This window comes from Variovorax sp. HW608 (assembly GCF_900090195.1).
Classification (GTDB): Bacteria; Pseudomonadota; Gammaproteobacteria; order Burkholderiales; family Burkholderiaceae_C; genus Variovorax.
Genome location: NZ_LT607803.1, coordinates 42,996 through 64,459 on the forward strand (window position 1 = coordinate 42,996; position 21,464 = coordinate 64,459).

The 21,464-nt window shown below is 69.0% G+C and carries 18 protein-coding genes; 7 read left to right on the forward strand and 11 right to left on the reverse strand.

Annotated elements, in window-relative coordinates; translation table 11 throughout:
- Positions 1 to 9 precede the first annotated feature (9 nt).
- Both VAR608DRAFT_RS00200 and VAR608DRAFT_RS00205 read left to right on the forward strand, forming a co-directional pair.
- Complete coding sequence (locus tag VAR608DRAFT_RS00200; RefSeq protein ID WP_088952226.1) at positions 10 to 600, forward strand: cob(I)yrinic acid a,c-diamide adenosyltransferase; 591 nt, start codon at positions 10 to 12, stop codon at positions 598 to 600.
- Entirely contained in the window at positions 597 to 923 is a 327-nt protein-coding gene (locus tag VAR608DRAFT_RS00205) for a hypothetical protein (protein WP_088952227.1), read from the forward strand. The genes VAR608DRAFT_RS00200 and VAR608DRAFT_RS00205 overlap by 4 nt, the downstream gene beginning before the upstream one ends.
- Positions 924 to 929: 6 nt before the next feature.
- On the opposite strand, the gene VAR608DRAFT_RS00210 is transcribed toward VAR608DRAFT_RS00205, so the two are convergent.
- Positions 930 to 1,175, reverse strand: coding sequence for a hypothetical protein (locus tag VAR608DRAFT_RS00210; RefSeq protein WP_088952228.1), 246 nt, complete (start codon positions 1,173 to 1,175; stop codon positions 930 to 932).
- Between the two features lie 129 nt (positions 1,176 to 1,304).
- A complete protein-coding gene (gene phaP, locus VAR608DRAFT_RS00215) occupies positions 1,305 to 1,796 on the reverse strand; it encodes a TIGR01841 family phasin (RefSeq protein ID WP_088958525.1) in 492 nt (163 codons plus the stop codon).
- Positions 1,797 to 2,039: 243 nt separating this feature from the next.
- Between phaP and VAR608DRAFT_RS00220 the strand changes: the two genes are divergently transcribed.
- The 5 genes from VAR608DRAFT_RS00220 to ubiM are packed head-to-tail and all read left to right on the forward strand — an operon-like array spanning position 2,040 to position 8,470.
- Positions 2,040 to 2,705, forward strand: coding sequence for an OmpW/AlkL family protein (locus tag VAR608DRAFT_RS00220; protein WP_088952229.1), 666 nt, complete (start codon positions 2,040 to 2,042; stop codon positions 2,703 to 2,705).
- A gap of 10 nt (positions 2,706 to 2,715) precedes the next feature.
- Positions 2,716 to 3,963 carry an NAD(P)H-dependent flavin oxidoreductase gene (locus tag VAR608DRAFT_RS00225; RefSeq protein WP_088952230.1) on the forward strand — a complete coding sequence of 416 codons (1,248 nt, stop codon included), beginning with the start codon at positions 2,716 to 2,718 and terminating at the stop codon, positions 3,961 to 3,963.
- 4 nt (positions 3,964 to 3,967) lie between these two features.
- A complete protein-coding gene (locus VAR608DRAFT_RS00230) occupies positions 3,968 to 6,364 on the forward strand; it encodes an adenosylcobalamin-dependent ribonucleoside-diphosphate reductase (protein ID WP_088952231.1) in 2,397 nt (798 codons plus the stop codon).
- Positions 6,361 to 7,251, forward strand: coding sequence for an acyltransferase (locus tag VAR608DRAFT_RS00235; RefSeq protein WP_088952232.1), 891 nt, complete (start codon positions 6,361 to 6,363; stop codon positions 7,249 to 7,251). The genes VAR608DRAFT_RS00230 and VAR608DRAFT_RS00235 overlap by 4 nt, the downstream gene beginning before the upstream one ends.
- Positions 7,235 to 8,470: a 5-demethoxyubiquinol-8 5-hydroxylase UbiM gene (ubiM, locus tag VAR608DRAFT_RS00240; protein WP_088952233.1), complete on the forward strand. Its 1,236-nt coding sequence runs from the start codon at positions 7,235 to 7,237 to the stop codon at positions 8,468 to 8,470. Before VAR608DRAFT_RS00235 ends, ubiM begins: the two co-directional genes overlap by 17 nt.
- Before the next feature lie 14 nt (positions 8,471 to 8,484).
- Here the strand turns inward: ubiM and VAR608DRAFT_RS00245 are convergent, their stop codons facing one another.
- The 9 genes from VAR608DRAFT_RS00245 to VAR608DRAFT_RS00285 form a co-directional block, all read right to left on the reverse strand.
- A complete protein-coding gene (locus VAR608DRAFT_RS00245) occupies positions 8,485 to 9,168 on the reverse strand; it encodes a response regulator (RefSeq protein WP_088952234.1) in 684 nt (227 codons plus the stop codon).
- Positions 9,165 to 11,063 carry a type IV pili methyl-accepting chemotaxis transducer N-terminal domain-containing protein gene (locus VAR608DRAFT_RS00250; RefSeq protein WP_088952235.1) on the reverse strand — a complete coding sequence of 633 codons (1,899 nt, stop codon included), beginning with the start codon at positions 11,061 to 11,063 and terminating at the stop codon, positions 9,165 to 9,167. Before VAR608DRAFT_RS00250 ends, VAR608DRAFT_RS00245 begins: the two co-directional genes overlap by 4 nt.
- Before the next feature lie 29 nt (positions 11,064 to 11,092).
- Complete coding sequence (locus VAR608DRAFT_RS00255; RefSeq protein ID WP_088952236.1) at positions 11,093 to 11,872, reverse strand: peptidylprolyl isomerase; 780 nt, start codon at positions 11,870 to 11,872, stop codon at positions 11,093 to 11,095.
- A gap of 18 nt (positions 11,873 to 11,890) precedes the next feature.
- On the reverse strand, positions 11,891 to 12,616 hold the full coding sequence (narI, locus tag VAR608DRAFT_RS00260) for a respiratory nitrate reductase subunit gamma (RefSeq protein ID WP_088952237.1): 726 nt from the start codon (positions 12,614 to 12,616) through the stop codon (positions 11,891 to 11,893).
- Positions 12,613 to 13,329: a nitrate reductase molybdenum cofactor assembly chaperone gene (gene narJ, locus VAR608DRAFT_RS00265; protein WP_197700444.1), complete on the reverse strand. Its 717-nt coding sequence runs from the start codon at positions 13,327 to 13,329 to the stop codon at positions 12,613 to 12,615. Before narJ ends, narI begins: the two co-directional genes overlap by 4 nt.
- A 3-nt stretch (positions 13,330 to 13,332) precedes the next feature.
- On the reverse strand, positions 13,333 to 14,856 hold the full coding sequence (narH, locus tag VAR608DRAFT_RS00270) for a nitrate reductase subunit beta (protein ID WP_088952238.1): 1,524 nt from the start codon (positions 14,854 to 14,856) through the stop codon (positions 13,333 to 13,335).
- A gap of 115 nt (positions 14,857 to 14,971) precedes the next feature.
- Positions 14,972 to 18,763 carry a nitrate reductase subunit alpha gene (locus VAR608DRAFT_RS00275; RefSeq protein ID WP_088952239.1) on the reverse strand — a complete coding sequence of 1,264 codons (3,792 nt, stop codon included), beginning with the start codon at positions 18,761 to 18,763 and terminating at the stop codon, positions 14,972 to 14,974.
- A gap of 16 nt (positions 18,764 to 18,779) precedes the next feature.
- Positions 18,780 to 20,189: a NarK family nitrate/nitrite MFS transporter gene (locus VAR608DRAFT_RS00280; protein WP_088952240.1), complete on the reverse strand. Its 1,410-nt coding sequence runs from the start codon at positions 20,187 to 20,189 to the stop codon at positions 18,780 to 18,782.
- On the reverse strand, positions 20,186 to 21,454 hold the full coding sequence (locus VAR608DRAFT_RS00285; protein WP_088952241.1) for an MFS transporter: 1,269 nt from the start codon (positions 21,452 to 21,454) through the stop codon (positions 20,186 to 20,188). Before VAR608DRAFT_RS00285 ends, VAR608DRAFT_RS00280 begins: the two co-directional genes overlap by 4 nt.
- Positions 21,455 to 21,464: the final 10 nt, after the last annotated feature.

Sequence of the window (21,464 nt, forward strand, 5' to 3'; positions counted from 1 at the left end):
GGACATTCCATGGGCAACCGCCTGACCCAGATCGCGACCCGTACCGGCGACGACGGCACCACCGGCCTCGGCGACAACACCCGCGTGCCCAAGGACCACCTGCGCGTGCAGGCCATGGGCGACGTGGACGAACTCAACTCGAACATCGGCGTGCTGCTGTGCGAGCCCATGCCCGAGCCGGTGCGCGAGCTGCTCGTCGACGTGCAGCACCAGTTGTTCAATCTCGGCGGCGAGCTGTCGATGCCGGGCTACACCTTGCTCAAGCCCGAGGCGCTGCTGCAGCTCGACAATGCGCTCGCCGACCACAACGCGGCGCTGCCGCGCCTGGCGGAATTCATCCTGCCGGCCGGCACCTGCGGGGCGTCGCTCGCGCACGTGTGCCGCACGGTCGCCCGCCGCGCCGAGCGCGCCGTGGTGGCGCTTGGCAGGGCGGAAGAGATCAACGACACCTTGCGCCGCTACCTCAACCGCCTGAGCGACCTGCTCTTCGTGCTGGCCCGTGTGCTCAACCGTGTCGACGGCGGCGACGATGTCTACTGGAAGAGCGAACGCATGGCGCGCGCGGCCGCCGAATCCGAATCGAAGGAAGACCATTCATGACTTCACGCAACGAGAACCGCGTTCCCGTCCTGGCACGCGCCGCAGCATGTCTTGCGCTCGCGGCCACCGGCCTGCTCCAGGCCCCGGCCGCCTTCGCGAACACCAGCGACAGCAAGGTCCTGGGCGGCATCGAACGCGGCGCGAATGCCACGGGCCGCGGGATCGAGCGCGGCGCCGACGCCACACGCAGGGGCGTCAACAACACCGCCGAGCGGGCCAGCGCGCCGGTGCGGCGCTGGGGCGAAAGCCTGGGCCGCAAATTGCCGCACGGCTCGAACCATGCGGCGCCGCCGACGGTCGGCCCGCAGGGCAGCGCGCCCTGAGCCTGCTCAGGAAGCGGGGGTCGCCACCTGCGCGCAGACGTTGCGGCCCGTGATCGTGAGCCGCAACCCGCCGCCGTGCCATTCGAGCCAGTTGAGCTTGACGTAGGCTTCGATGTCGTTGTCGTCGATCCGGCCGGCCTGGTGCTGCCGCAGATGGCCCACGGTCGCGGGCAGGGCCTGCCGCAGTCGTTCACGCTCGGCGGCTTCGCCGCCGGGCTTCGAGGATGCGCGAGTCTGAGAAATCGATGCCATGGTTTGATTCTTGATCGTCGGATCGCTTGAACAGAACCCTAGCAATGTACGCGCCTTGTGTGACGTGTCACGGGCGTATTTCTCGTTTTCGCGAAGGAGAAACCCCGAGCCGCGGGCACGGCGATGCTGCTATTTGCGGCTGCGCAGCAGCTTGCTCACCTCGTCCACGTTCTCGCCGATGCGCTTGCGCACCACTTCGAACGCCTCGGACTGCGACTTGGCGGCCATCTCGGACAGCTCGCGGATGTCGTCCAGCGCCTGCTTGAAGGCGGCCTTGCCCATCGCATCGAGCTTGGCGAGGTTCTCGCGCGGCTCGCCGGCCGACATGCCCTTGACGGTGTTCTGCCAGTCCTGGATCGATGTCTTGAGCATCTCGGTCTGCCGCTGCACCACGGCCTGCAGGCCCTGGTAGGACTTCTCGTTGGCCTGCACGAGCGCCTGCAGGTCCTTGCGTCCGCTTTCCACGATCGCGCCAGCGGCACCGGCCAAGGGCAGGTTCTGGAGCCGCTCGGCCATGCCCTTGAGCGGCTTGACCAAGACGTCCTGGATGTCGTCGGCGGCGCTGCCGCGTGTGGAGCCCGCCTTTTTCGCGGCGGTAGTGCTCGTTCTGCTTGTTGCCATGGTGCGATGTCTCCAGTTGATGTTGGGGTTGCCACGATACGCCCACAGGGCGGTTCGATGGAAGCCCTGGACGCACGATTCGTTGGCAGCGAACCGCTGACCTGGATCAAGTCCATCGCCATCGCGGCGCCCCTTGGCGCTTGTCTTGCCATGGATCAAGGTTTTCGCCTGCCACGCGCACCGACACTGCCTCCGGCTGCCGACGCACCCTCTGACGTCGGCCCAATCTGGAGTTGCTGATACATGAACAAGAATCTTCCGCGCGCATGGATTGCCGTTGCCATCCTCGGCGCACTGGGCGCCGGGTTCGCACAGGCGCAGGAAGCGCAGGGCACGCAGGGAAACTGGCTGCTGCGCGCACGCGCCGTGCGCCTCGACACCGCCAACAAGTCCGACCCGATCCCGTCGCTCGCGATCCCCTCGGATGCGATCACGGTCAACAACAAGACCATCCCCGAACTCGACATCACCTATTTCTTCACGCCCAACATCGCGGCCGAGCTGGTGCTGACCGTGCCGCAGAAGCACACCGTCACCGTGCAGCAGAGCGCGCTGGGCGGGCCGGTCGACATCGGCACCTTCAAGCATCTGCCGCCGACGCTGATGCTGCAGTACCACTTCATGCCCGACGCCAAGATCCGTCCCTACGCGGGCGTGGGCCTCAACTACACGCGCATCAGCTCGGTGAACCTCTTCGTGCCGACCGTGGGCCGCCTGGATCTCGACCACAACAGCTGGGGCCTCGCAGCAGGCGGCGGCGTGGACATCGAGCTGACGAAGAACTGGTTCCTCAACTTCGACGTCAAGAAGGTGCAGATCCGCACCGACTTGACGCAATTCGGCCAGAAGCTCTCGACGGTCAAGGTGGATCCCTGGCTGTTCGGCGCGGGCGTCGGCTATCGCTTCTGATGGGGCGCACATGACGCGTACATCCGACGTGGCGCCGTGCGATGCGGCGTCTGTGGCCGACAAGCTGAGGGCGCTCGCCGCGAAGTCGGGCCTCAGCAGCTGGAAGCTCGCGGGCCGCGAACTGCTGCCTGTCGTGCAAGGCGGCATGGGCGTGGGCATCTCGGCCGGCGGTCTGGCCGGCACGGTGGCGGGGCTCGGCGGCGTCGGCACGGTGTCGTCGGTCGACCTGCGCCGGCTGCATCCGGACCTGATGGCGAAGACGGCGAATCTCGACGCGGAGCCCGACGCGGGACCGCGCATCGATGCGGCCAACCTGGAAGCGCTCGGCCGCGAGATCAGCCTGGCGCGCCGCCTGTCGGGCGGGCGCGGGCTCCTGGCCGTGAACGTGATGAAGGCGCTCTCCGCCTACGCGGCGCAGGTGCGGCAGGCGCTCGCCTGCGGCATCGATGCGCTGGTGGTGGGCGCCGGCCTGCCGCTCGACCTGCCCGACCTCGCGCAGGACCACCCGGAGGTCGCGCTGATCCCGATCCTGTCCGACGCGCGCGGCGTGCAGCTGATCGTGCGCAAGTGGGAAAAGAAGGGCCGCCTGCCCGATGCGATCGTGATCGAGCATCCGCGCCTCGCGGGCGGTCACCTCGGCGCGGCGAAGGTCGGTGACCTGAACGATCCGCGCTTCGACTTCGAGGTCGTGCTCCCGCAGACGCAGGCGTTCTTCAAGTCGGCCGGCATCGAAGGGAAGATCCCGCTGATCGCCGCCGGCGGCATCGGCACCCAGGAGGACATCCGCCGCCTGCAGTCGCTGGGCGCGACCGCGGTGCAGCTCGGCACCGCCTTCGCGGTCACCACCGAATGCGACGCCGACCCGAAGTTCAAGCAGGTGCTGGCCGATGCCAAGCCCGAGGACCTGGTCGAATTCACCAGCGTGGCGGGCCTGCCCGCGCGTGCGGTGCGCACCAAGTGGCTCGCGAAGTACCTCCGGCTGGAGCCCCGGCTGAACGCCAAGGTCCACAAGGAGACGGAATGCACCATGCGCTTCGACTGCCTGGCCCACTGCGGCCTGCGCGACGGCACGCCGGGCTGGGGCAAGTTCTGCATCGACAAGATGCTCGGCCATGCCTTCTCGGGCCAGACCGAGCAGGGCCTGTTCTTCCGGGGCGCGGGCAAGCTGCCCTTCGGCAGCGAGATCCGCTCGGTGCAGGACCTGCTGCAGTGGCTGCTCGGCGGGCTGCGTCCCGCACCGCTGACGGGCGCGGCATAGAGCCATGAAGCGCGACGACGAAGTCACGGGCCGCCTGCCCGTGCAGCCGATCAGCCAGGACGTGCTGGTCCAGAAATACCTCAAGCCCGGCGAGCAGGGCGCGGACGACCTGTTCCAGCGGGTCGCGGCCGCGCTGGCCTCGGTGGAAAAGGAAGAACTGCGCGACACCTGGCGCGAGCGCTTCCTCGCGAACCTGCAGGCCGGCGCGATCGGCGCGGGCCGCATCATGAGCGCCGCCGGCACTGGCCTCGAAGCCACGCTCATCAACTGTTTCGTGCAGCCCGTCGGCGACTGCATCCAGGGCCAGGACGCGGACGGCTACCCCGGCATCTACGAAGCCCTGCGCGAAGCCGCCGAGACCATGCGGCGCGGCGGCGGCGTGGGCTACGACTTCTCACGCATCCGGCCGCGCGGCGCGGCGGTGCGCGCCACCGCCTCGCTCGCCTCGGGGCCGTGCAGCTACATCGACGTCTTCGACCGCTCGTGTTCCACGGTGGAAAGCGCGGGCGCGCGGCGTGGCGCGCAGATGGGCGTGCTGCGCATCGACCATCCCGACGTGCTGGAGTTCATCACCGCCAAGCGCACGCCGGGGCGCTGGAGCAACTTCAACGTCTCCGTCGCGGTCAGCGATGCCTTCATGCAGGCGCTCGAGGCCGACGGGGACTGGGCGCTGGTGCATCGCGCACAGCCGGGTGGGGCGCTGATCGCGCAGGGCGCGGTGAAAGAGGGCGACCGCTGGGTCTACCGCCGCCTGCCCGCACGCGCGCTGTGGGACACGGTGATGCGCTCGGCCTACGACTTCGCCGAGCCGGGCATCCTGTTCACCGACACCATCAACAAGGACAACAACCTGCGCGAGCTGGAGCGCATCGACGCCACCAATCCCTGCGGCGAGCAGCCCTTGCCGCCCTACGGCTGCTGCGACCTGGGCCCGGTGATCCTGCCGCGCTTCGTGCGCCATCCGTTCTCGATCGGCGGCAAGGCCGGCTTCGACTTCGACGCCTTCGGCGCCGCCGTCGCGGTGCAGGTGCGCGCGCTCGACAACGTGCTCGACCTGAGCTTCTGGCCGCTGCCGCAGCAGCGCGCGGAAGCGATGGCCAAGCGGCGCATCGGCGTCGGCTTCACCGGCCTGGGCGACGCGCTCGCGATGCTCTGCCTGCGCTATGACGAGGCCGAAGGCCGCGAGATGGCCGCACGCATCGCACGCACGCTGCGCGATGCGGCCTATGCGGCCTCGGTGGCGCTGGCGCGCGAGAAGGGCGCGTTCCCGGCCTTCGATGCGCAAAGCCATCTCGCGCCCGGCACCTTCGCGAGCCGGCTCGATCCCGCACTGCAGGCGCAGATCCGCGAACACGGCCTGCGCAACAGCCATCTGGTCTCGATCGCGCCGACCGGCACCGTGAGCCTCGCCTTCGCGGACAACGCATCGAACGGCATCGAGCCGGCCTTCTCGTGGACCTACCGGCGCAAGAAGCGGGAGGCCGACGGCAGCGTCAGCGAATACCAGGTCGAGGACCACGCCTGGCGGCTCTACCGCTTCCTCGGCGGCGACATCGAGCGGCTGCCCGCATACTTCGTCTCGGCGCTCTCGATGCCCGCCTCGGCGCACCTCGCGATGATGGAAGCGGTGCAGCCCTACGTCGACACCGCGATCTCGAAGACTGTGAACGTGCCGGCCGAGTTTCCCTACGCGGACTTCAAGGGCCTCTACCAGCAGGCATGGAACGCGGGCCTCAAGGGGCTCGCGACCTACCGGCCCAACACGATCGTCGGCTCGGTGCTCGACGCCGCGCCCGCGCAAGCGCAACCGGAGGCGCAGGCGGCTGCTGTGGCGGCCGATCCGATGCGCGCGCAGATCGAGAGCCGGCCGAAGGGCGCATTGAACGCGCTCGCCGACAAGATCGAGTACTGGACCTCGCAGGGCCGCCAGACGCTGTACCTCGTGGTGTCCTTTCTGCCGCTCGCCGACGGGCGCGAGCGCGCGGTCGAGTTCTTCATGCCGGTGGGCCAGAACGGCGAGTCGCAGCAGTGGGTCACGGCGAGCATGCGCCTGCTGTCGCTGGCCGCGCGCGGCGGGTTCCTCGAACGCGCGCTGGCCGACATGCGCAAGGTGGCGTGGGACCGCGGCCCGGTGCGCCTGGGCCACTACCGCAAGGCCGACGGCACGCTGGTGCCGCAGTGGCACGACTCCGAAGTGGCGGCCATCGCCTTCGCGATCCAGAACCTCATCGCGCGGCGCGGCAACCTGGAGGAGGGCGCGTCGCCGGACGGCGCTTCATCGATCGAAGCACCCGCGCCGATGGCCGGCGCGAAGTGCCCCGAGTGCGGCGCGCACGCCATGATCCGCAAGGACGGCTGCGACTTCTGCACCCAGTGCGGCCACGTCGGGAGCTGCGGATGAAGCGGCCAGCGTGGGTGCGCGGCGTCTCGAGCGGCCTCTTGCTCGGGCTCAACACGCTGGCCGGCTTCTCGATGATGGTGGTGCCGGCGCTGTGCAAGCGGGTGCTGCCGGCCGGGCGGCTGCGCACCGCCTGCGACCGGCTGCTCAATGCGATCGCGGCCCGCTGGGTGGCCGTCAACAACGCCTGGATCGCGGCCGCATGCCCGTCGCCGTGGAAGGTCCGGGGCCTCGACGGGTTGAATCGGCACGGCTGGTATCTTGTGTGCGCCAACCACCAGAGCTGGGTGGACATCCTCGTACTGCAGCGGATCTTTCACGGCCGCATCCCGTTCCTCAAGTTCTTTCTCAAGCAGCAGCTCATCTGGGTGCCCTTCGTCGGCCTCGCCTGGTGGGCGCTCGACTTTCCCTTCCTGAAGCGCGGCCGCGATGCGCGGTCGCAGCGCGAGGACCTCGCCGCCACGCGCGAGGCCTGCGAGAAGTTCAAGCGCATGCCCACGGCCGTCATCAACTTCGTCGAGGGCACGCGTTTCACGGCCCACCGGCATGCCGGCCAGCGCAGCCGCTACCGGCATCTGCTGGAGCCCAAGGTCGGCGGCGTCGGCGTGGCGCTGCAGACCCTGGGCGCGCGCTTCGACGCGATGCTCGACGTCACCATCGTCTACCCCGACGGCACGCCCAGCTTCTGGGACCTGCTGTGCGGCCGCGCGCGGTCGGTGACCGTCGACGTGCGCCAGCGCGAGATCCCGGCCCCGCTGGTGCGGTCCGAGCTCGCCGCCGACAAGGCCTACCGCCGGCGCCTGCGCGAATGGATCGAGCTGCAATGGGCGGAGAAGGATTCGCTCATCCCCATCTTGTTGAAGGAGTCGACCCATGCCGCTGGACGCTGAAGTGGTCATCGTCGGCGCCGGCCCCGCCGGGCTGGCCATGGCCATCGCGCTGGCCGATGCGCACTTTTCCGTCACCGTGATCGACCTCCAGCCGCGCGCGGCGCTGGCGGCGCCGGCCGAGGACGGCCGCGAGATCGCACTGACCCATTCGAGCGTCGAGACCCTGCGCACGCTGGGCTTGTGGTCGCGCCTGCGGCCCGGCGAGATCGGCCGCATCCGGGAGGCCCGCGTGATCGACGGCGATCGCCACGACGCGGCGTTGCAGTTCCGCTCGCAGGGCGCGCTGGGCTGGATCGTGCCCAACCACGCGCTGCGGCGCGTGAGCTTCGAGGCCGCCTGCGAGCGCGCGGGCGTGCGGCTGCAGGACGCGGTGCGCCTGGTCCAGGTCGCGACCGCGCCGAGCCATGTCGACCTCGCCGTCGAACACGTGGCGGACGGATCTCGCGAGGCGCTGCGCGCGCAGCTCTTCGTGGCCGCCGACAGCCGCTTCTCGTGGGCGCGGCGGCAGATCGGCATCGCGGCCGACATGCATGAGTTCGGCCGCACCATGATCGTCTGCCGCATGCGCCATGCGCTGCCGCATCACGACGTGGCCCATGAATGCTTCGGCTACGAGCGCACGCTCGCGGTGCTGCCGCTGGCGGGCGAGATGTGCTCGGCGGTTCTGACCACCGACACCGCTTCGGCAACGCGGCTCATGGCGCTGCCGGCGGCGGAGTACGCCGCGCTCGTCGAGACCCAGTTCGGCGGCCGGCTCGGGCCGATGCATCTGGTGGGCGAGCGCTTCGCCTATCCGCTCGTCACGGTCCTGTCGCGCCGCTTCACGGCCATGCGAAGCGCGCTGATCGGCGATGCGGCGGTGGGCATGCACCCGGTCACGGCGCACGGCTACAACCTGGGACTGCAGGGCGTCGCCGCGCTGACCCGGATCCTGCGCGAGGCACGCGACCAGGGGCGGGACATCGGCGACGCCGCCGTGCTGGCCGGCTACGAGCGCGCGCATCGCCGCGACGCGGTGGTGATGTACCACGGCACCAATGCGGTCGCGAAGCTCTATGCGGGCCAGGGCGCGGTGCAGCGGCTGGCGCGCCAGTGGGTCCTGCGCGGCGCGCAGAACCTGCCGTTCCTGAAGACCGCGATCATGGCGCGGCTGACGGGACGCGGCGGGCTGCAGCCGCCCGTGTCATTGCGCCTGGGCGATCCGACGCAGCGCCGCTGAGGGAGGCGCCGCGCTCATTCCGAGCGGCTCACCGCGTACACCGCCGCCTGCACGCGCGAGCTGAGGTTCAGCTTGCGCAGGATGTGCTGCACGTGGATCTTGACCGTGGTCTCCGCGATGCCGAGGGCGCGCGCGATGTCCTTGTTGCTGGCGCCGCGCGCGATGTGGGCGAGGATCTCCTGCTCGCGCGGCGAGAGGCTTCCGATCGGGTCCGCCGGTTCGCTCGGCTGGGGCTGCTGCGCAGGCTGGCCCTGGACGGCGCGGAAGGCGGTGACGAGCTTGCCCGTCATCTCCGGGCTGATGGTGGATTCGCCCTGCATCGCGCGCACGATCGCGCTGGCCATCACATCGCTGTCCACGGTCTTCAGCAGGTAGCCCTGCGCTCCGCCGCGCAGCGCGGCGGCGAGGTCGTTCTCGTCCTCGCTCACCGTGAGCATCAGGATGCGCGCTCCGGGCGCGGCCTGCTTGAGGCCGGCGAGGGCGTCCACGCCCTTCACGCCGGGCAGGTGGTTGTCGAGCAGGATGATGTCGGGCTGGCTCTCGGCGGCGCGGCGCTGGGCTTCGCCGGCGTCGCCCGCTTCGGCGACGACGCGAAAGCGCGGGTCGCCCTCGAGCAGCGCGATCACGCCGCGACGGAACAGGGTGTGGTCATCGACCACGAGGAGGCGGATCGGCGTCGTGGTGTCGTCGTGGGTCATGTCGTGGGGGTCGTCGCTTCCGGCGCCAGCGCTTCGGCGACGGGCAGGGTCATCACGATGCTGGTGCCGGCGCCGATGACGGAGTGCACCTCGACCTCGGCGCCGATGCTGCGCGCGCGCTCGCGCATGATGCGCAGGCCGACGTGGATGCCGTCGGGTGCGTGCTCGGGCTCGGCGAAGCCGCGGCCGTCGTCGCGCACCTCGACGCGCCATGGCGGCGACTGCTGCACCTCGACCCACACGGCGCTGGCGCCCGAATGCTTGCGCACGTTGGACAGCGCCTCCTGCACCACGTGCAGCACCTGCACCTGCACGTCGGCAGCGAGCGGCAGGCCCTGGCCTTCGACGGAGAGATGGGTGGCAAGGCCGGTCTGGTGCTCGAACTTCTGCAAGGTGATCTGGATCGCCGGGATGATGTCCTCGGTGTTGGTGCGGGTGCGGAAGTGCACCAGCAGTTCGCGCACGTCGGACAGGCTGCCGTGGACCCCCGCATCGAGTTCGGCGAGGGTGCGGTCGGCCTGCGCGCTGTCGCCGCGCTTGAGGGCGCCACGCAAGAGGCCGATCTGGATCTTGAGGAAGGCGAGGCTCTGCGCGATGGAATCGTGCAGCTCGCGCGCGAGCAGGCCGCGTTCCTCGGCGATCGCGGCCTCGCGCTGCAGCGCCGCGCCGCGCAGGCCCTCGATGGCGCCGGCCAGGTGGCTCGCCAGGGTTTCGAGCAGCGCGCGGTCGTCGTCGGCGAGCGCGACGGGCTGGCGGTAGAAGAGGTTCAGTTCGCCGACCAGGCGCTCCTGCAGCCGCACGGGCACGCTCACCACCGCGCCGTAGCCGGCACGCGTGCAGTGGCCGAGGAAATCCGGCCGGTTCTGCGCCACGATCGGGATCACCTGCGTGCTGGCGTGGGCCGCGTCCTGGCCGCAGAAGCAGTCGCCGGTGGGCAGGCAGTACTCGTCCTCGACCAAGGTGCGCGGCAGGCCGTCGGAGGCCAGCATGATGTAGCGGCGGTTCGATTCGTCGGACCAGCGGATCGCCGAGGCATCGGCCTCGGCGACGGCGCGGATCTGCTGCGCGAAGCCTTGCGCGAGTTCGTCCAGCGTGCCGGCGCGGTTCACGAAGTCGGCCGCCTTGTAGAGCGCGGCGAGCCGGGCGTGCTCGGCTTCCAGGCGCATGGTCTTTTCCTGCACCTTGGATTCGAGCCCGTGGTAGAGGTCCTGCAGGGTTTCGGCCATGCGGTTGAAGCCATCGGCCAGCGCCCCGAATTCGTCCTGCGACGGATGCTCGACGCGCGCCGAGAGGTCGCCGTCGCGGATGCGCGTGAGCCCGGCCTGCAGCCGCGCCAGCGGGTTGAAGACCAGCAGGTACGACAGGTAGAGGATGGCGACGGCGCTCGCGAGCACCAGCGCGACCATGGCCAGCTGGACCGCATTGAGGATGGCGGTGAGGCGCGAGAGGTAGCCCTCGATCTGCGAGACGAAGCGGTCGATCTCCTCCACCAGCGTGCGGGCGCGTTCGGCGGCGGCTTCGGCCGAGGGCGCGGGCGAAGCGGACCAGTCGTGGCGCAGCGCGCTCCAACCGGCTTGCACCTGGTCGAAGGCGGCGAGCGAATCCTTGTCGCGCGGCACGAAGAGCGGTCGGCCGGGGTCGCCCTGGCGCAGCAGCAGGATGCTCTGGTCGAGCTCCTCGGACAGCGCGGCGATCTTCCGCGGATCGGCGAAGGCCTGCGCCTGCGCGAGCCGCCATGTCTGCATGCGCATCCGCCCCGCTTCGTTGATGGCGGCCGCGCCGCCTTCGAGCTGCCAGGTCATCCACAAGGTGAGCCCGATGGAGGCGATCGCGGCCAGCAGCAGGGCGCCGCCGATGGCGCCCAGCTTGGCCACCAGGGACGGGGATCTGCGCATGGGGTGGGTACTTTAGCGCAGCCGCCTTCTCATTGAACCAGAGGTGTCGTGGCGGCGTCCAGATCGACGCCTTCGATGCGCGCCGCGCCGGCCAGGAGGCTCAGGTACTGGCGCAGGGCGGTCACGTAGCTCTGCTGGCGCAGGGCCTGCGCGACGGCCGACCGGACCGCCTCGAAGGCCGGCACCGCGCCGCCTTCGCGCGCCAGCACTTCCACCACGTGCAGGCCGAAGCGGGTCGGAACCAGTTGCGGCAGCACGCCGATTTCCCGGCCGCCGAACAAGGCGCGTGCGAATTCGGGCGCGCAGTCGTTCGTGGTCAGCCAGCCGAGCTCGCCGCCGTGCGCACCGCTCGGGCAGTTGGAGAACTCGGCGGCCATGGCGGCGAAGGCCTCGCTCGCGCTCGCGGCATCCTGGCAGCGCAGGTCGAGCAGGCAGGCTTCGGCGCGCATGCGCACGAGCGCGATGTCGACGCCGGGCGTGACCGCGAAGAGCACGTGGCGCGCATGCACGCGCTCGCCGCTGGCGTAGTGCTTCGGGTGCGCGGCGTGGTGGCGGCGGCAGGCTTCTTCCGAGGGCTCGGGCCGGACGATCTCGCGCTCGAGCAGCGCCTCGATGGCGCGGGTCGCCGCATCGCTGGTCGCGCCTTCGACCGGCGCGGGGTCGGCCGCATCGAGCAGGCCGGCGCGCATCGCGGCCTGCCGCAGCAGTTCGGTGCAGGCGCGCTGGCGCAGTGCTTCGGGGCCCGGCGATTCGCCGTCGCGCGCGAGCGCAACGCCGTTCACCGAGGGCAGGTCGGTCAGTGTGGTCATGGCTTTTTGCTCCTTCGCTCAGGCCGGACGGCGCGGCTCTGTGCGGTCGGCCGCGAGGTTCAGCCGCCGCGAGCGCACCACCTGGTAGGGCCGGAAGAGGTAGCCGACCGATGCGAGCCCGCTCCACACATGCACCAGGCGCGTGAACGGGAACAGCAGGAACAGCGTCATGCCCAGCACCATGTGCGCCTTGAAGGGCCAATCCACGACCGCGAGCGCGGACGCGTTGGGGCGGAAGGTGACGATGCCCTGGGCCCAATCGGCCAGGATCATCATCGTGCCGCCGTCGCGGTGGTGCACCGAGAAGGGCAGCGTGACGAGGCCGAGCACGAGCTGCGCCCACAGCACGACGAGGATCGCGATGTCGGTGGGCTGGCTGGTGGCGCGGATGCGCGGGTCCGAGAGCCGCCGCTGCAGCAGCAGCGTGAGCCCGATGAAGCACAGCAGGCCGGCCGTGCCGCCCGAGACCACGGCCAGCATCTGCTTCTGGCCGGCGCTGATGAAGGGCTCGTAGAGCCAGTGCGGCGTCAAGAGCCCGACCGTGTGGCCGAACAGCAGGAACAGGATGCCGATGTGGAACAGGTTGCTGCCCCAGCGAAGCTGGCCGCTTCGCAGCAGCTGCGACGAGTCGCTCTTCCACGTGTACTGGTCGCGGTCGAAGCGCGCCAGGCTGCCGAGCAGGAACACCGCGAGGCAGATGTAGGGATAGACCGTGAACAGGAAGTCATGGACCGCGCGTGTCATGCCGAGGCTCCTTGGGCGTGTGGGTTGGAGGGGGTGGCGGCCCGCCGCACGATGCGCACGGGCTGCGGCGTGCCGGGCGCGGCCTGTCCTTCGGTGGAGCAGCCGCCGAAGGCGAGCGGCTCCTCCCAGGCCTCGTCGAGCGCGGGTTCGGGCGCGATCGGCACGGGCTGCGCCTTTTCACCGGCGAGTTCGAGCACCGCGGCGAGCACGCAGGCATAGGGGCTGCGGCGCTCCAGCAGCGCGCTGAAGATGCTGCGCGTGATGTGCGCGAATTCCGCCAGGAAGGCGGCGGCCTGCGCGGGCGGCTGCGTCGATGCGTATTCGAGCACCACCGTCAGGTGGTCCGGCAGCTCGCCGGGGCGCAGCCGCAGGCCGGCCTGCGCGTAGGTCTGCGTGAGGTCGACCATCGCGGGGCCGCGATCGCGCGAATCGCCGTGCACATGCTCGAACAGGTGCAGCGCGGTGGCGCGGCCGCGGTCGAAGAGGTCGACGTACCCGGCTTCGATGTCGAGCGGCGGGCTGACTGCGAGGTGCGCGATCAGCGCGTCGATTTCGGCGAGCCTGGCCGCATCGAGCGCGGCTTCGGCATGCAGCGCGCCCTGCATCGCATCGAGGTGCGCGCGGAGTTCGGCGTCGGGGTAGGCCAGCAGCCGGGCCAGCACGCGCAGCGTGTGGGCCATCGGCGCGGCGGTGGGCTTGTTGAAGAGGGCCATGGCTCAGGACTCCACGCGGATCGGAATGGTCCGCTTCTTCTGGCCGCCGAACAGGCTGGTGTCGGTCTCGCCGTCGGAGCAGCCGTTGCCGAAGCTGAAGCCGCAGCCGCCGCGCAGGTCGAAGGCGTTCTCGGCGTACTCGCGGTGCGTGCTCGGGATGACGAAGCGGTCCTCGTAGTTGGCGATCGCCATCACGCGGTACATCTCCTCGACCGTCTCGGCGTCGAGGCCGACCTGTTGCAGGGCCGCGGCATTGCCTTCGCCCTCGACGTGCTTGCCGCGCTGCCAGGCGCGCATCGCCAGCATGCGTTCGAGCGCGCGGACCACGGGCGCGGTGTCGCCGGCCGTGAGCAGGTTGGCGAGGTACTTCACCGGGATGCGCAGCTGGTTCACGTCCGGGATCTCGCCATTGCTGCCGATGTGGCCGGCCTGCGCCGCGCCGGTGATCGGCGACAGCGGCGGCACGTACCAGACCATCGGCAGGGTGCGGTATTCCGGATGCAGCGGCAGCGCGACCTTCCAGTCCATCGCCATCTTGTAGACCGGGCTCGAGCGCGCGGCCTCGAGCCAGTTCTCGGGGATGCCGTCGCGACGCGCCTGCGCGATGACTTCGGGATCGTGGGGGTCGAGGAAGACGTCGAGCTGCGCCTGGTACAGGTCCTTGTCGCGCTCCACGCTCGCGGCCTGCTCGATGCGATCGGCGTCGTAGAGCATCACGCCGAGGTAGCGGATGCGGCCCACGCAAGTCTCGCTGCAGACGGTGGGCTGGCCGGCCTCGATGCGCGGGTAGCAGAAGATGCACTTCTCGGCCTTGCCGCTCTTCCAGTTGTAGTAGATCTTCTTGTACGGGCAGCCCGAGACGCACATGCGCCAGCCGCGGCACTTGTCCTGGTCGATCAGCACGATGCCGTCTTCCTCGCGCTTGTAGATCGAGCCCGAGGGGCACGAGGCCACGCACGCCGGGTTCAGGCAGTGCTCGCACAGGCGCGGCAAGTACATCATGAAGGTGTTCTCGAACTGGCCGTAGATGTCCTTCTGGATGTCGTCGAAGTTGCGATCCTTGCTGCGCTTGGCGAATTCACCGCCCAGGATCTCTTCCCAGTTCGGGCCCCAGACGATCTTCTCCATGCGCTGCCCGGTGATGAGGCTGCGCGGCCGTGCGGTGGGCGCGGCCTTCATCTCGGGCGCGGTGTGCAGGTGCTCGTAGTCGAAGGTGAAGGGCTCGTAGTAGTCGTCGATCTGCGGCAGGTTCGGATTGGCGAAGATGCGCATCAGCAGCTTCCACTTGCCGCCCTGGCGCGGCGTGATCGAGCCGTCCGCGTGGCGGGACCAGCCGCCGTTCCACTTGTCCTGGTCTTCCCAGTCCTTGGGGTAGCCGATGCCGGGCTTGGTCTCGACGTTGTTGAACCAGGCGTACTCGACGCCGGGCCGGCTGGTCCAGACGTTCTTGCAGGTCACGCTGCACGTGTGGCAGCCGATGCACTTGTCGAGGTTCAGCACCATGCCGATCTGTGCGCGCACTTTCATGATCTCACCCCCGTTGCTTGCTCACTTCGTGTAGCCGCCTCCCCCCTCGAGGGGGCGCACCCAGCGGCCCGGCAAAGCCGGTTCCGCGGGTGCCCTGGGTTGTGTTGTGCCGGTTTCATACGTTGTGGACCTTGTCGAGTGGGGTGTTTTGCGGTTGATCGAGCCAGTCGACCTTGTTCATCTTGCGCACCACCACGAACTCGTCGCGGTTGGTGCCGATGGTTCCGTAGTAGTTGAAGCCGTAGCTCAGCTGCGCGTAGCCGCCGATCATGTGCGTGGGCTTGAGCACGATGCGGGTCACCGAGTTGTGGATGCCGCCGCGCGTGCCGGTGATCTCCGACCCCGGGGTGTTGATGATCTTCTCCTGCGCGTGGTACATGAGCACCATGCCGGGGTGGACGCGCTGGCTCACCACCGCGCGCGCCGCGATCGCGCCGTTCACGTTGAACAGCTCCACCCAGTCGTTGTCCTCGATGCCGGCCTTCTTCGCGTCGTCCTCGCTGAGCCACACCACCGGTCCGCCGCGGTTGAGCGTCAGCATCAGCAGGTTGTCGCTGTAGGTGCTGTGGATGCCCCACTTCTGGTGCGGCGTGATGAAGTTCAAGAGGATCTCGGCATTGCCGTTGGGCTTGATGCCGTGCATGCCGTTGGTGGCCTTCATGTCCACCGGCGGGCGGTAGCTCGAGAAGCCTTCGCCGAAGGCGATCATCCACGGGTGGTCCTGGTAGAACTGCTGGCGGCCCGTCAGCGTGCGCCATGGGATCAGCTCGTGGACGTTGGTGTAGCCGGCGTTGTAGCTCACCGTCTCGCTCTCGATGCCGCTCCAGGTCGGGCTGCTGATGATCTTGCGCGGCTGCGCCTGCACGTCGCGGTAGCGGATCTTCTCATCCTCGCGGTAGAGCGCGAGGTGCTTGTGGTCGCGGCCGGTGGCCTTGGACAGTGCTTCCCACGCCTTCACCGCCACGTGGCCGTTGGTCTCGGGCGCGAGCTGCAGGATGACTTCGCAGGCGTCGATGTCGGTGACGATCCTCGGCCGGCCCTTCGTCGCGCCCTCGGCTTGCGTGAAGCCGTTGAGCTGGCCGAGCTGCGTGACCTCGGTCTCGGTCTTCCACGCGATGCCCTTGCCGCCGTTGCCGAGCTTGTCCATCAGCGGGCCGAGCGCGGTGAAGCGCTTGTAGAGGTTCGGGTAGTCGCGCTCGACCACCGCGATCTGCGGCGCGGTCTTGCCGGGCACCAGCTCGCACTCGCCCTTCTTCCAATCCTTGACCTCGAAGGGCTGCGCGAGTTCGGCGGGCGTGTCGTGCATCAGCGGCGTGAGCACCACTTCGCGCTCGACGCCGAGATGGCCGACGCACACCTCGCTGAAGGCCTTGGCGAAGCCCTTGTAGATCTCCCAGTCGCTGCGCGACTGCCACACCGGGTCCACCGCCGCCGAGAGCGGGTGGATGAAGGGGTGCATGTCGCTGGTGTTGAGGTCGTTCTTCTCGTACCAGCTCGCGGTGGGCAGCACGATGTCCGAATACAGGCAGGTGGTGCTCATGCGGAAGTCGAGCGTCACGAGCAGGTCGAGCTTGCCTTCGGGCGCCTGGGCATGCCATTCGACCTCGGCCGGCTTGGCGTCATCGGCGCCGAGATCCTTGCCCTGCACGCCGTTCGAGGTGCCGAGCAGGTGCTTGAGGAAGTACTCGTGGCCCTTGCCGCTGGAGCCCAGCAGGTTGCTGCGCCAGACGAACATGTTGCGCGGCCAGTTCTGCGGCGCGTCCGGGTCTTCGCAGCTCATCTGCAAGGTGCCGTCACGCAAGCCCTGCACGACGTAGTCGCGCGGCTCCATCCCGGCCTTGCCCGCATCCTTCACCACCTGCAGCGGATTGGTCTTGAGCTGCGGCGCGCTCGGCAGCCAGCCCATGCGCTCGGCGCGCACGTTGTAGTCGATCATGCTGCCGCCGTAGAGCGACTTGTCGGCCAGCGGCGAGACGATCTCTTCCATGCCGAGCTTCTCGTAGCGCCACTGGTCGGTGTGGGCGTAGAAGAAGCTGGTGCTGTTCATCTGGCGCGGCGGGCGGATCCAGTCGAGCGCGAAGGCGAGGGCGGTCCAGCCGGTCTGCGGGCGCAGCTTCTCCTGGCCCACGTAGTGCGCCCAGCCGCCGCCGCTCTGGCCGATGCAGCCGCACATCATCAAGAGGTTGATGACGCCGCGGTAGTTCATGTCGGCGTGGTACCAGTGGTTCATCGCCGCGCCGATGATGACCATCGACTTGCCCTGCGTCCGGTCCGCGTTGTCGGCGAACTGGCGCGCGACGGTGGCGATCTGATCGCGCGGCACCCCGGTGATGGATTCGGCCCAGGCGGGCGTGTAGGGCGCGTTGTCGTCGTAGCTCGCAGCGCCGCTGCCGAGGCCGCGGTCGATGCCGTACTGCGCCGCCTGCAGATCGAACACGGTCGCCACGAAGGCCTCGCGGTATTCGCCTTCCTTGCCCAGGCGCAGGCGCACGACCGGCACGCGGGCGTCGATCACGTCGCCCTTCTGCGTGTTGGCGATGAAGTGGGGCGTCTCGACACCGCCGAAGTACGGGAAGCTCACGTCCTGCACTTCATGCGCCTGCGCGCCGTCCTCGAGCACCGAGAGCTTCAGGCGCACGTCGGCGTCGTGGCGCGCTTCCTTGCTTTCCAGGTTCCACTTGCCGGCGTCCTCGCGCCCTTCGGCGCCCCAGCGGAAGCCGATCGAGCCGTTGGGCAGCACCGCGCGTCCGTCGGTGTCGAAGGCGACGGTCTTCCAGTCCGGGTTGTTGCCCTGGCCCAGCTTGCCGTTGAAGTCGCTCGCGCGCAGGTAGCGGTCGGGCACGAGGGTGGTGCGGCCGTCGGCATGCTGCTTTTCCTTGAGCATCACCAGCATCGGCAGATCGGTGTAGCGGCGCGCGTAGTCGTCGAAGTAGGCGCTGCGCCGCTTGAAGTAGAACTCGTTGAGCGCGACATGGCCCATCGCCATCGCGAGCGCGGCATCGGTGCCCTGCTTGGGGTGCATCCAGAGGTCGGCGAGCTTGGCGACCTCGCTGTAGTCGGGCGTGACCGCCACGGTCTTCGCGCCCTTGTAGCGCACCTCGGTGAAGAAGTGCGCATCGGGCGTGCGCGTCTGCGGCACGTTGCTGCCCCAGGCGATGATGTAGGTGGAGTTGTACCAGTCGGCCGATTCGGGCACGTCGGTCTGCTCGCCCCAGATCTGCGGGCTGGCCGGCGGCAGGTCGCAGTACCAGTCGTAGAAGCTCATGCAGACGCCGCCGATCAGGCTCAGGTAGCGGCTGCCGGCCGCGTAGCTGACCATGCTCATCGCCGGGATCGGCGAGAAGCCGATGATGCGGTCCGGCCCGTGCTGCTTGATCGTGTAGACGTTGGCGGCGGCGACCAGCCGGTTGACCTCGTCCCAGGTGCTGCGCACGAAGCCGCCCATGCCGCGCACCTGCTGGTAGTCGCGGCGCGCCTCGGGGTTCTCGGCGATCGAGGCCCAGGCCGAGACCGGGTCCTTGCTCACCGCGAGCGCGGCGCGCCAGCGTTCGAGCAGGCGGCCGCGCACCATCGGGTATTTCACGCGGTTGGCGCTGTAGAGGTACCACGAGTACGAGGCGCCGCGCGCACAGCCGCGCGGCTCGTGGTTGGGCATGTCCCAGCGCGTGCGCGGATAGTCGGTCTGCTGGGTTTCCCAGGTGACGATGCCGCCCTTGACGTAGATCTTCCACGAGCAGGAGCCCGTGCAGTTCACGCCGTGCGTGCTGCGCACGACCTTGTCGTGCGCCCATCGGTTGCGGTAGGCGTCTTCCCAGGTCCGGTCTTCGCCGGTGGTCACGCCGTGGCCGTCGGCGAAGCTTTCCTTGGGGAGGCTGAAGTGGGTGAGGCGATCGAGGAAATGGCTCATGGCTTGGCTTTCGGAATCAGCAGGGCATCGGTGCATTGCGGCGCGCGTAGTGCCACCACGTCACGCCGATGCACAGCAGGTAGAAGACGATGAAGACATAGAGCGCCGCGTCGGGGCCGCCGGTCAGCGCGATCGAGCTGCCGTAGCTCTTCGGGATGAAGAAGCCGCCGTAGGCCGCGAAGGCCGCGGTGAAGCCGAGCGTGGCGGCGGCCTCGGTGTTGGCCTCCTTGGTGGCGCGCGCGACGGCCTCGCGGTCGCCCGCGTCCACCTCGCGCAGCTTCTGCGTCTGGAAGATCACCGGGATCATGCGGAAGGTCGAGCCGTTGCCGATCCCGGTCGTGAGGAACAGCACGAGGAAGCTCAGGAAGAAGCCCGCGAAGCTGCCGCCCAGCGGTCCGTGCGGCAGGAAGACCAGCACGCCGCCGACCGCGATCGTCATCACGATGAAGTTCCAGAACGTGACCTTGGCGCCGCCGAGCTTGTCGGCGAGCCAGCCGCCGAAGGGCCGCACCGCCGCACCGGTCAGCGGGCCGAGCCATGCGTAGGCGAGCGGGTTGATGCCCGGGAACTGGCTCTTGATGAGCAGCGGGAAGCCCGCCGCATAGCCGAGGAAGGAACCGAAGGTGCCGAGGTACAGGATGCACATCAGCCAGTTGTGCTTGCGGCGGAAGATCACGGCCTGCTCGGCGAACGAGGCCTTCGCATCCGCGAGGTCGTTCATGCCGAACCATGCGGCCAGCGATGCGAGCGCGATCCACGGCACCCAGATGAAGGCCGCGTTCTGCGTCCACACCTGCACCGTCTGGTTGTTCCGGGTGATGGTCTGAGCGTCGCCGCCGAAGATGCCGAAGATGCCGGCCGTGACGACCAGCGGGCTCAGGAACTGCACCACCGAGACGCCGAGGTTGCCGAGGCCCGCGTTGATGCCCAGCGCCGAACCCTTGCGCTCCTTCGGGAAGAAGAAGCTGATGTTGGCCATGCTGGAGCTGAAGTTGCCGCCGCCCAGGCCGCACAGCAGCGCGAGGATCAGCATGGTCGGGTAGCTGGTCGTGTTGTCCTGCACCGCGAAGCCGATGCCGAGTGCCGGGATCAAGAGCGAGGCGGTCGAGATCGCGGTCCAGCGCCGGCCGCCCACCAGCGGCACCATGAACGAATAGAAGATGCGCAGGGTCGCGCCGCTCAGCGCCGGCGCGGCGGCGAGCCAGAAGAGCTGGTTGGTCGAGTAGTTGAAGCCGAGCCCGGGCAGGCTCACCGCCACCACGCTCCAGACCTGCCAGATCGCGAAGGCCAGGAACAGTGCCGGGACCGAGATCCAGAGGTTGATCTTGGCGATGGCCTCGCCTTCGCGTTCCCAGAAAGCCTTGTCTTCCGGCTTCCAGATTTCGAGCAGGCGGCCGCGCCGCGCGCCCATGGTTTGAGTGGTCATACGGGTAGCTCCTTGGGGTTCAGGGGCGCGGTGCCCAACAGATCGGTCTTGCGCACTTCGGTCCAGTACATCCAGACGAGCGAGACCCAGACCACGCCGTACATCAGCATGAAGGCGCTGGATCGCACGCCGGTGAGGTCCATCAGCGCGCCGAACAGGATCGGCAGCACGAAGCCTCCGAGCCCGCCCGCGAGCCCGACGATGCCGCTGATGGCGCCGATGTTGTGCGGGTAGTCGTCGCTGATGTACTTGAAGACGCTGGCCTTGCCGAATGCGAAGGCGATGCCGAGCAGGAACAGCAGCGCGGTGAAGCCATAGACGCCGAGCCCGATGTGGAAGCTCTTCGGGCCATCCACCGTGAGCACCGTGAAATCGGTCTGCGGGTAGCTCAGCAGGAAGAGGCACACCCAGCTCAGCCACATGACCCACCAGGTGACCTTGTGGGCGCCATGCCTGTCCGACAGCATGCCGCCGATCGCGCGCAGCACGCCGCCCGGCAGCGAGAAGCAGGCCGCGAGCAGCGCGGCCACGCGGATGTCGAGGCCGTATTCGCCGACGTAGTACTGCACCATCCAGAGGCTCAGCGCCACGTAGCCGCCGAACACGATGCTGTAGTACTGGCAGTACTTGAGCACGCGCGGATCCTTGAGCGCGCGCAACTGGTCTGCGAACTTCGTGTTCGAGGGCACGACGTGCCTCGGGTCGCTCGCGCTGCCGAGCCAGAACACGATCAGCGTGCCGAGCATGATGGCCGCGTAGACCTCGGGCACGACGGTCCAGCCGAAGGCCACCATCAGCGCGGGTGCGACGAACTTGTTGACCGCCGCGCCCGAGTTGCCGGCTCCGAACACGCCCATCGCCATGCCCTGACGCTCCTTGGGGAACCAGCGCGCGACGTAAGGCGTGCCGACCGAGAAAGTGCCGCCCGCGAGACCGAGCACGAGCCCGATGACGAGGAAGTGCCAGAACGCCGTGGCATAGGCCAGCAGCCAGATCGCGGGCACCGCGATCGCGAGCAGCGCGGCCATCACGATGCGGCCGCCGTACCGGTCGGTCCAGATGCCGAGCGGCACGCGGATCAGCGAGCCGGAGAGGACGGGCATGGCCGTGAGCAGGCCGAACTCGGTGGCGTTGAGTCCGAGTGCCTTCTTGATCGGAATGCCGATGACGCCGAACATCATCCAGACCATGAAGCAGGTCGTGAACGCCAGCGTGCTGACGATCAGGACCGACCAGGCCTTGGGTGCGATGGGGGATTGGGACATGGGGGAGTGC

Excerpts from the sequence above, each read along its gene's own strand:
- VAR608DRAFT_RS00200 (WP_088952226.1), top strand. The coding sequence starts at position 10 with ATGGGCAACCGCCTGACCCAGATCGCGACCCGTACCGGCGACGACGGC.
- VAR608DRAFT_RS00205 (WP_088952227.1), top strand. The coding sequence starts at position 597 with ATGACTTCACGCAACGAGAACCGCGTTCCCGTCCTGGCACGCGCCGCA.
- VAR608DRAFT_RS00210 (WP_088952228.1), bottom strand. The coding sequence starts at position 1,175 with ATGGCATCGATTTCTCAGACTCGCGCATCCTCGAAGCCCGGCGGCGAA.
- phaP (WP_088958525.1), bottom strand. The coding sequence starts at position 1,796 with ATGGCAACAAGCAGAACGAGCACTACCGCCGCGAAAAAGGCGGGCTCC.
- VAR608DRAFT_RS00220 (WP_088952229.1), top strand. The coding sequence starts at position 2,040 with ATGAACAAGAATCTTCCGCGCGCATGGATTGCCGTTGCCATCCTCGGC.
- VAR608DRAFT_RS00225 (WP_088952230.1), top strand. The coding sequence starts at position 2,716 with ATGACGCGTACATCCGACGTGGCGCCGTGCGATGCGGCGTCTGTGGCC.
- VAR608DRAFT_RS00230 (WP_088952231.1), top strand. The coding sequence starts at position 3,968 with ATGAAGCGCGACGACGAAGTCACGGGCCGCCTGCCCGTGCAGCCGATC.
- VAR608DRAFT_RS00235 (WP_088952232.1), top strand. The coding sequence starts at position 6,361 with ATGAAGCGGCCAGCGTGGGTGCGCGGCGTCTCGAGCGGCCTCTTGCTC.
- ubiM (WP_088952233.1), top strand. The coding sequence starts at position 7,235 with ATGCCGCTGGACGCTGAAGTGGTCATCGTCGGCGCCGGCCCCGCCGGG.
- VAR608DRAFT_RS00245 (WP_088952234.1), bottom strand. The coding sequence starts at position 9,168 with ATGACCCACGACGACACCACGACGCCGATCCGCCTCCTCGTGGTCGAT.
- VAR608DRAFT_RS00250 (WP_088952235.1), bottom strand. The coding sequence starts at position 11,063 with ATGCGCAGATCCCCGTCCCTGGTGGCCAAGCTGGGCGCCATCGGCGGC.
- VAR608DRAFT_RS00255 (WP_088952236.1), bottom strand. The coding sequence starts at position 11,872 with ATGACCACACTGACCGACCTGCCCTCGGTGAACGGCGTTGCGCTCGCG.
- narI (WP_088952237.1), bottom strand. The coding sequence starts at position 12,616 with ATGACACGCGCGGTCCATGACTTCCTGTTCACGGTCTATCCCTACATC.
- narJ (WP_197700444.1), bottom strand. The coding sequence starts at position 13,329 with ATGGCCCTCTTCAACAAGCCCACCGCCGCGCCGATGGCCCACACGCTG.
- narH (WP_088952238.1), bottom strand. The coding sequence starts at position 14,856 with ATGAAAGTGCGCGCACAGATCGGCATGGTGCTGAACCTCGACAAGTGC.
- VAR608DRAFT_RS00275 (WP_088952239.1), bottom strand. The coding sequence starts at position 18,763 with ATGAGCCATTTCCTCGATCGCCTCACCCACTTCAGCCTCCCCAAGGAA.
- VAR608DRAFT_RS00280 (WP_088952240.1), bottom strand. The coding sequence starts at position 20,189 with ATGACCACTCAAACCATGGGCGCGCGGCGCGGCCGCCTGCTCGAAATC.
- VAR608DRAFT_RS00285 (WP_088952241.1), bottom strand. The coding sequence starts at position 21,454 with ATGTCCCAATCCCCCATCGCACCCAAGGCCTGGTCGGTCCTGATCGTC.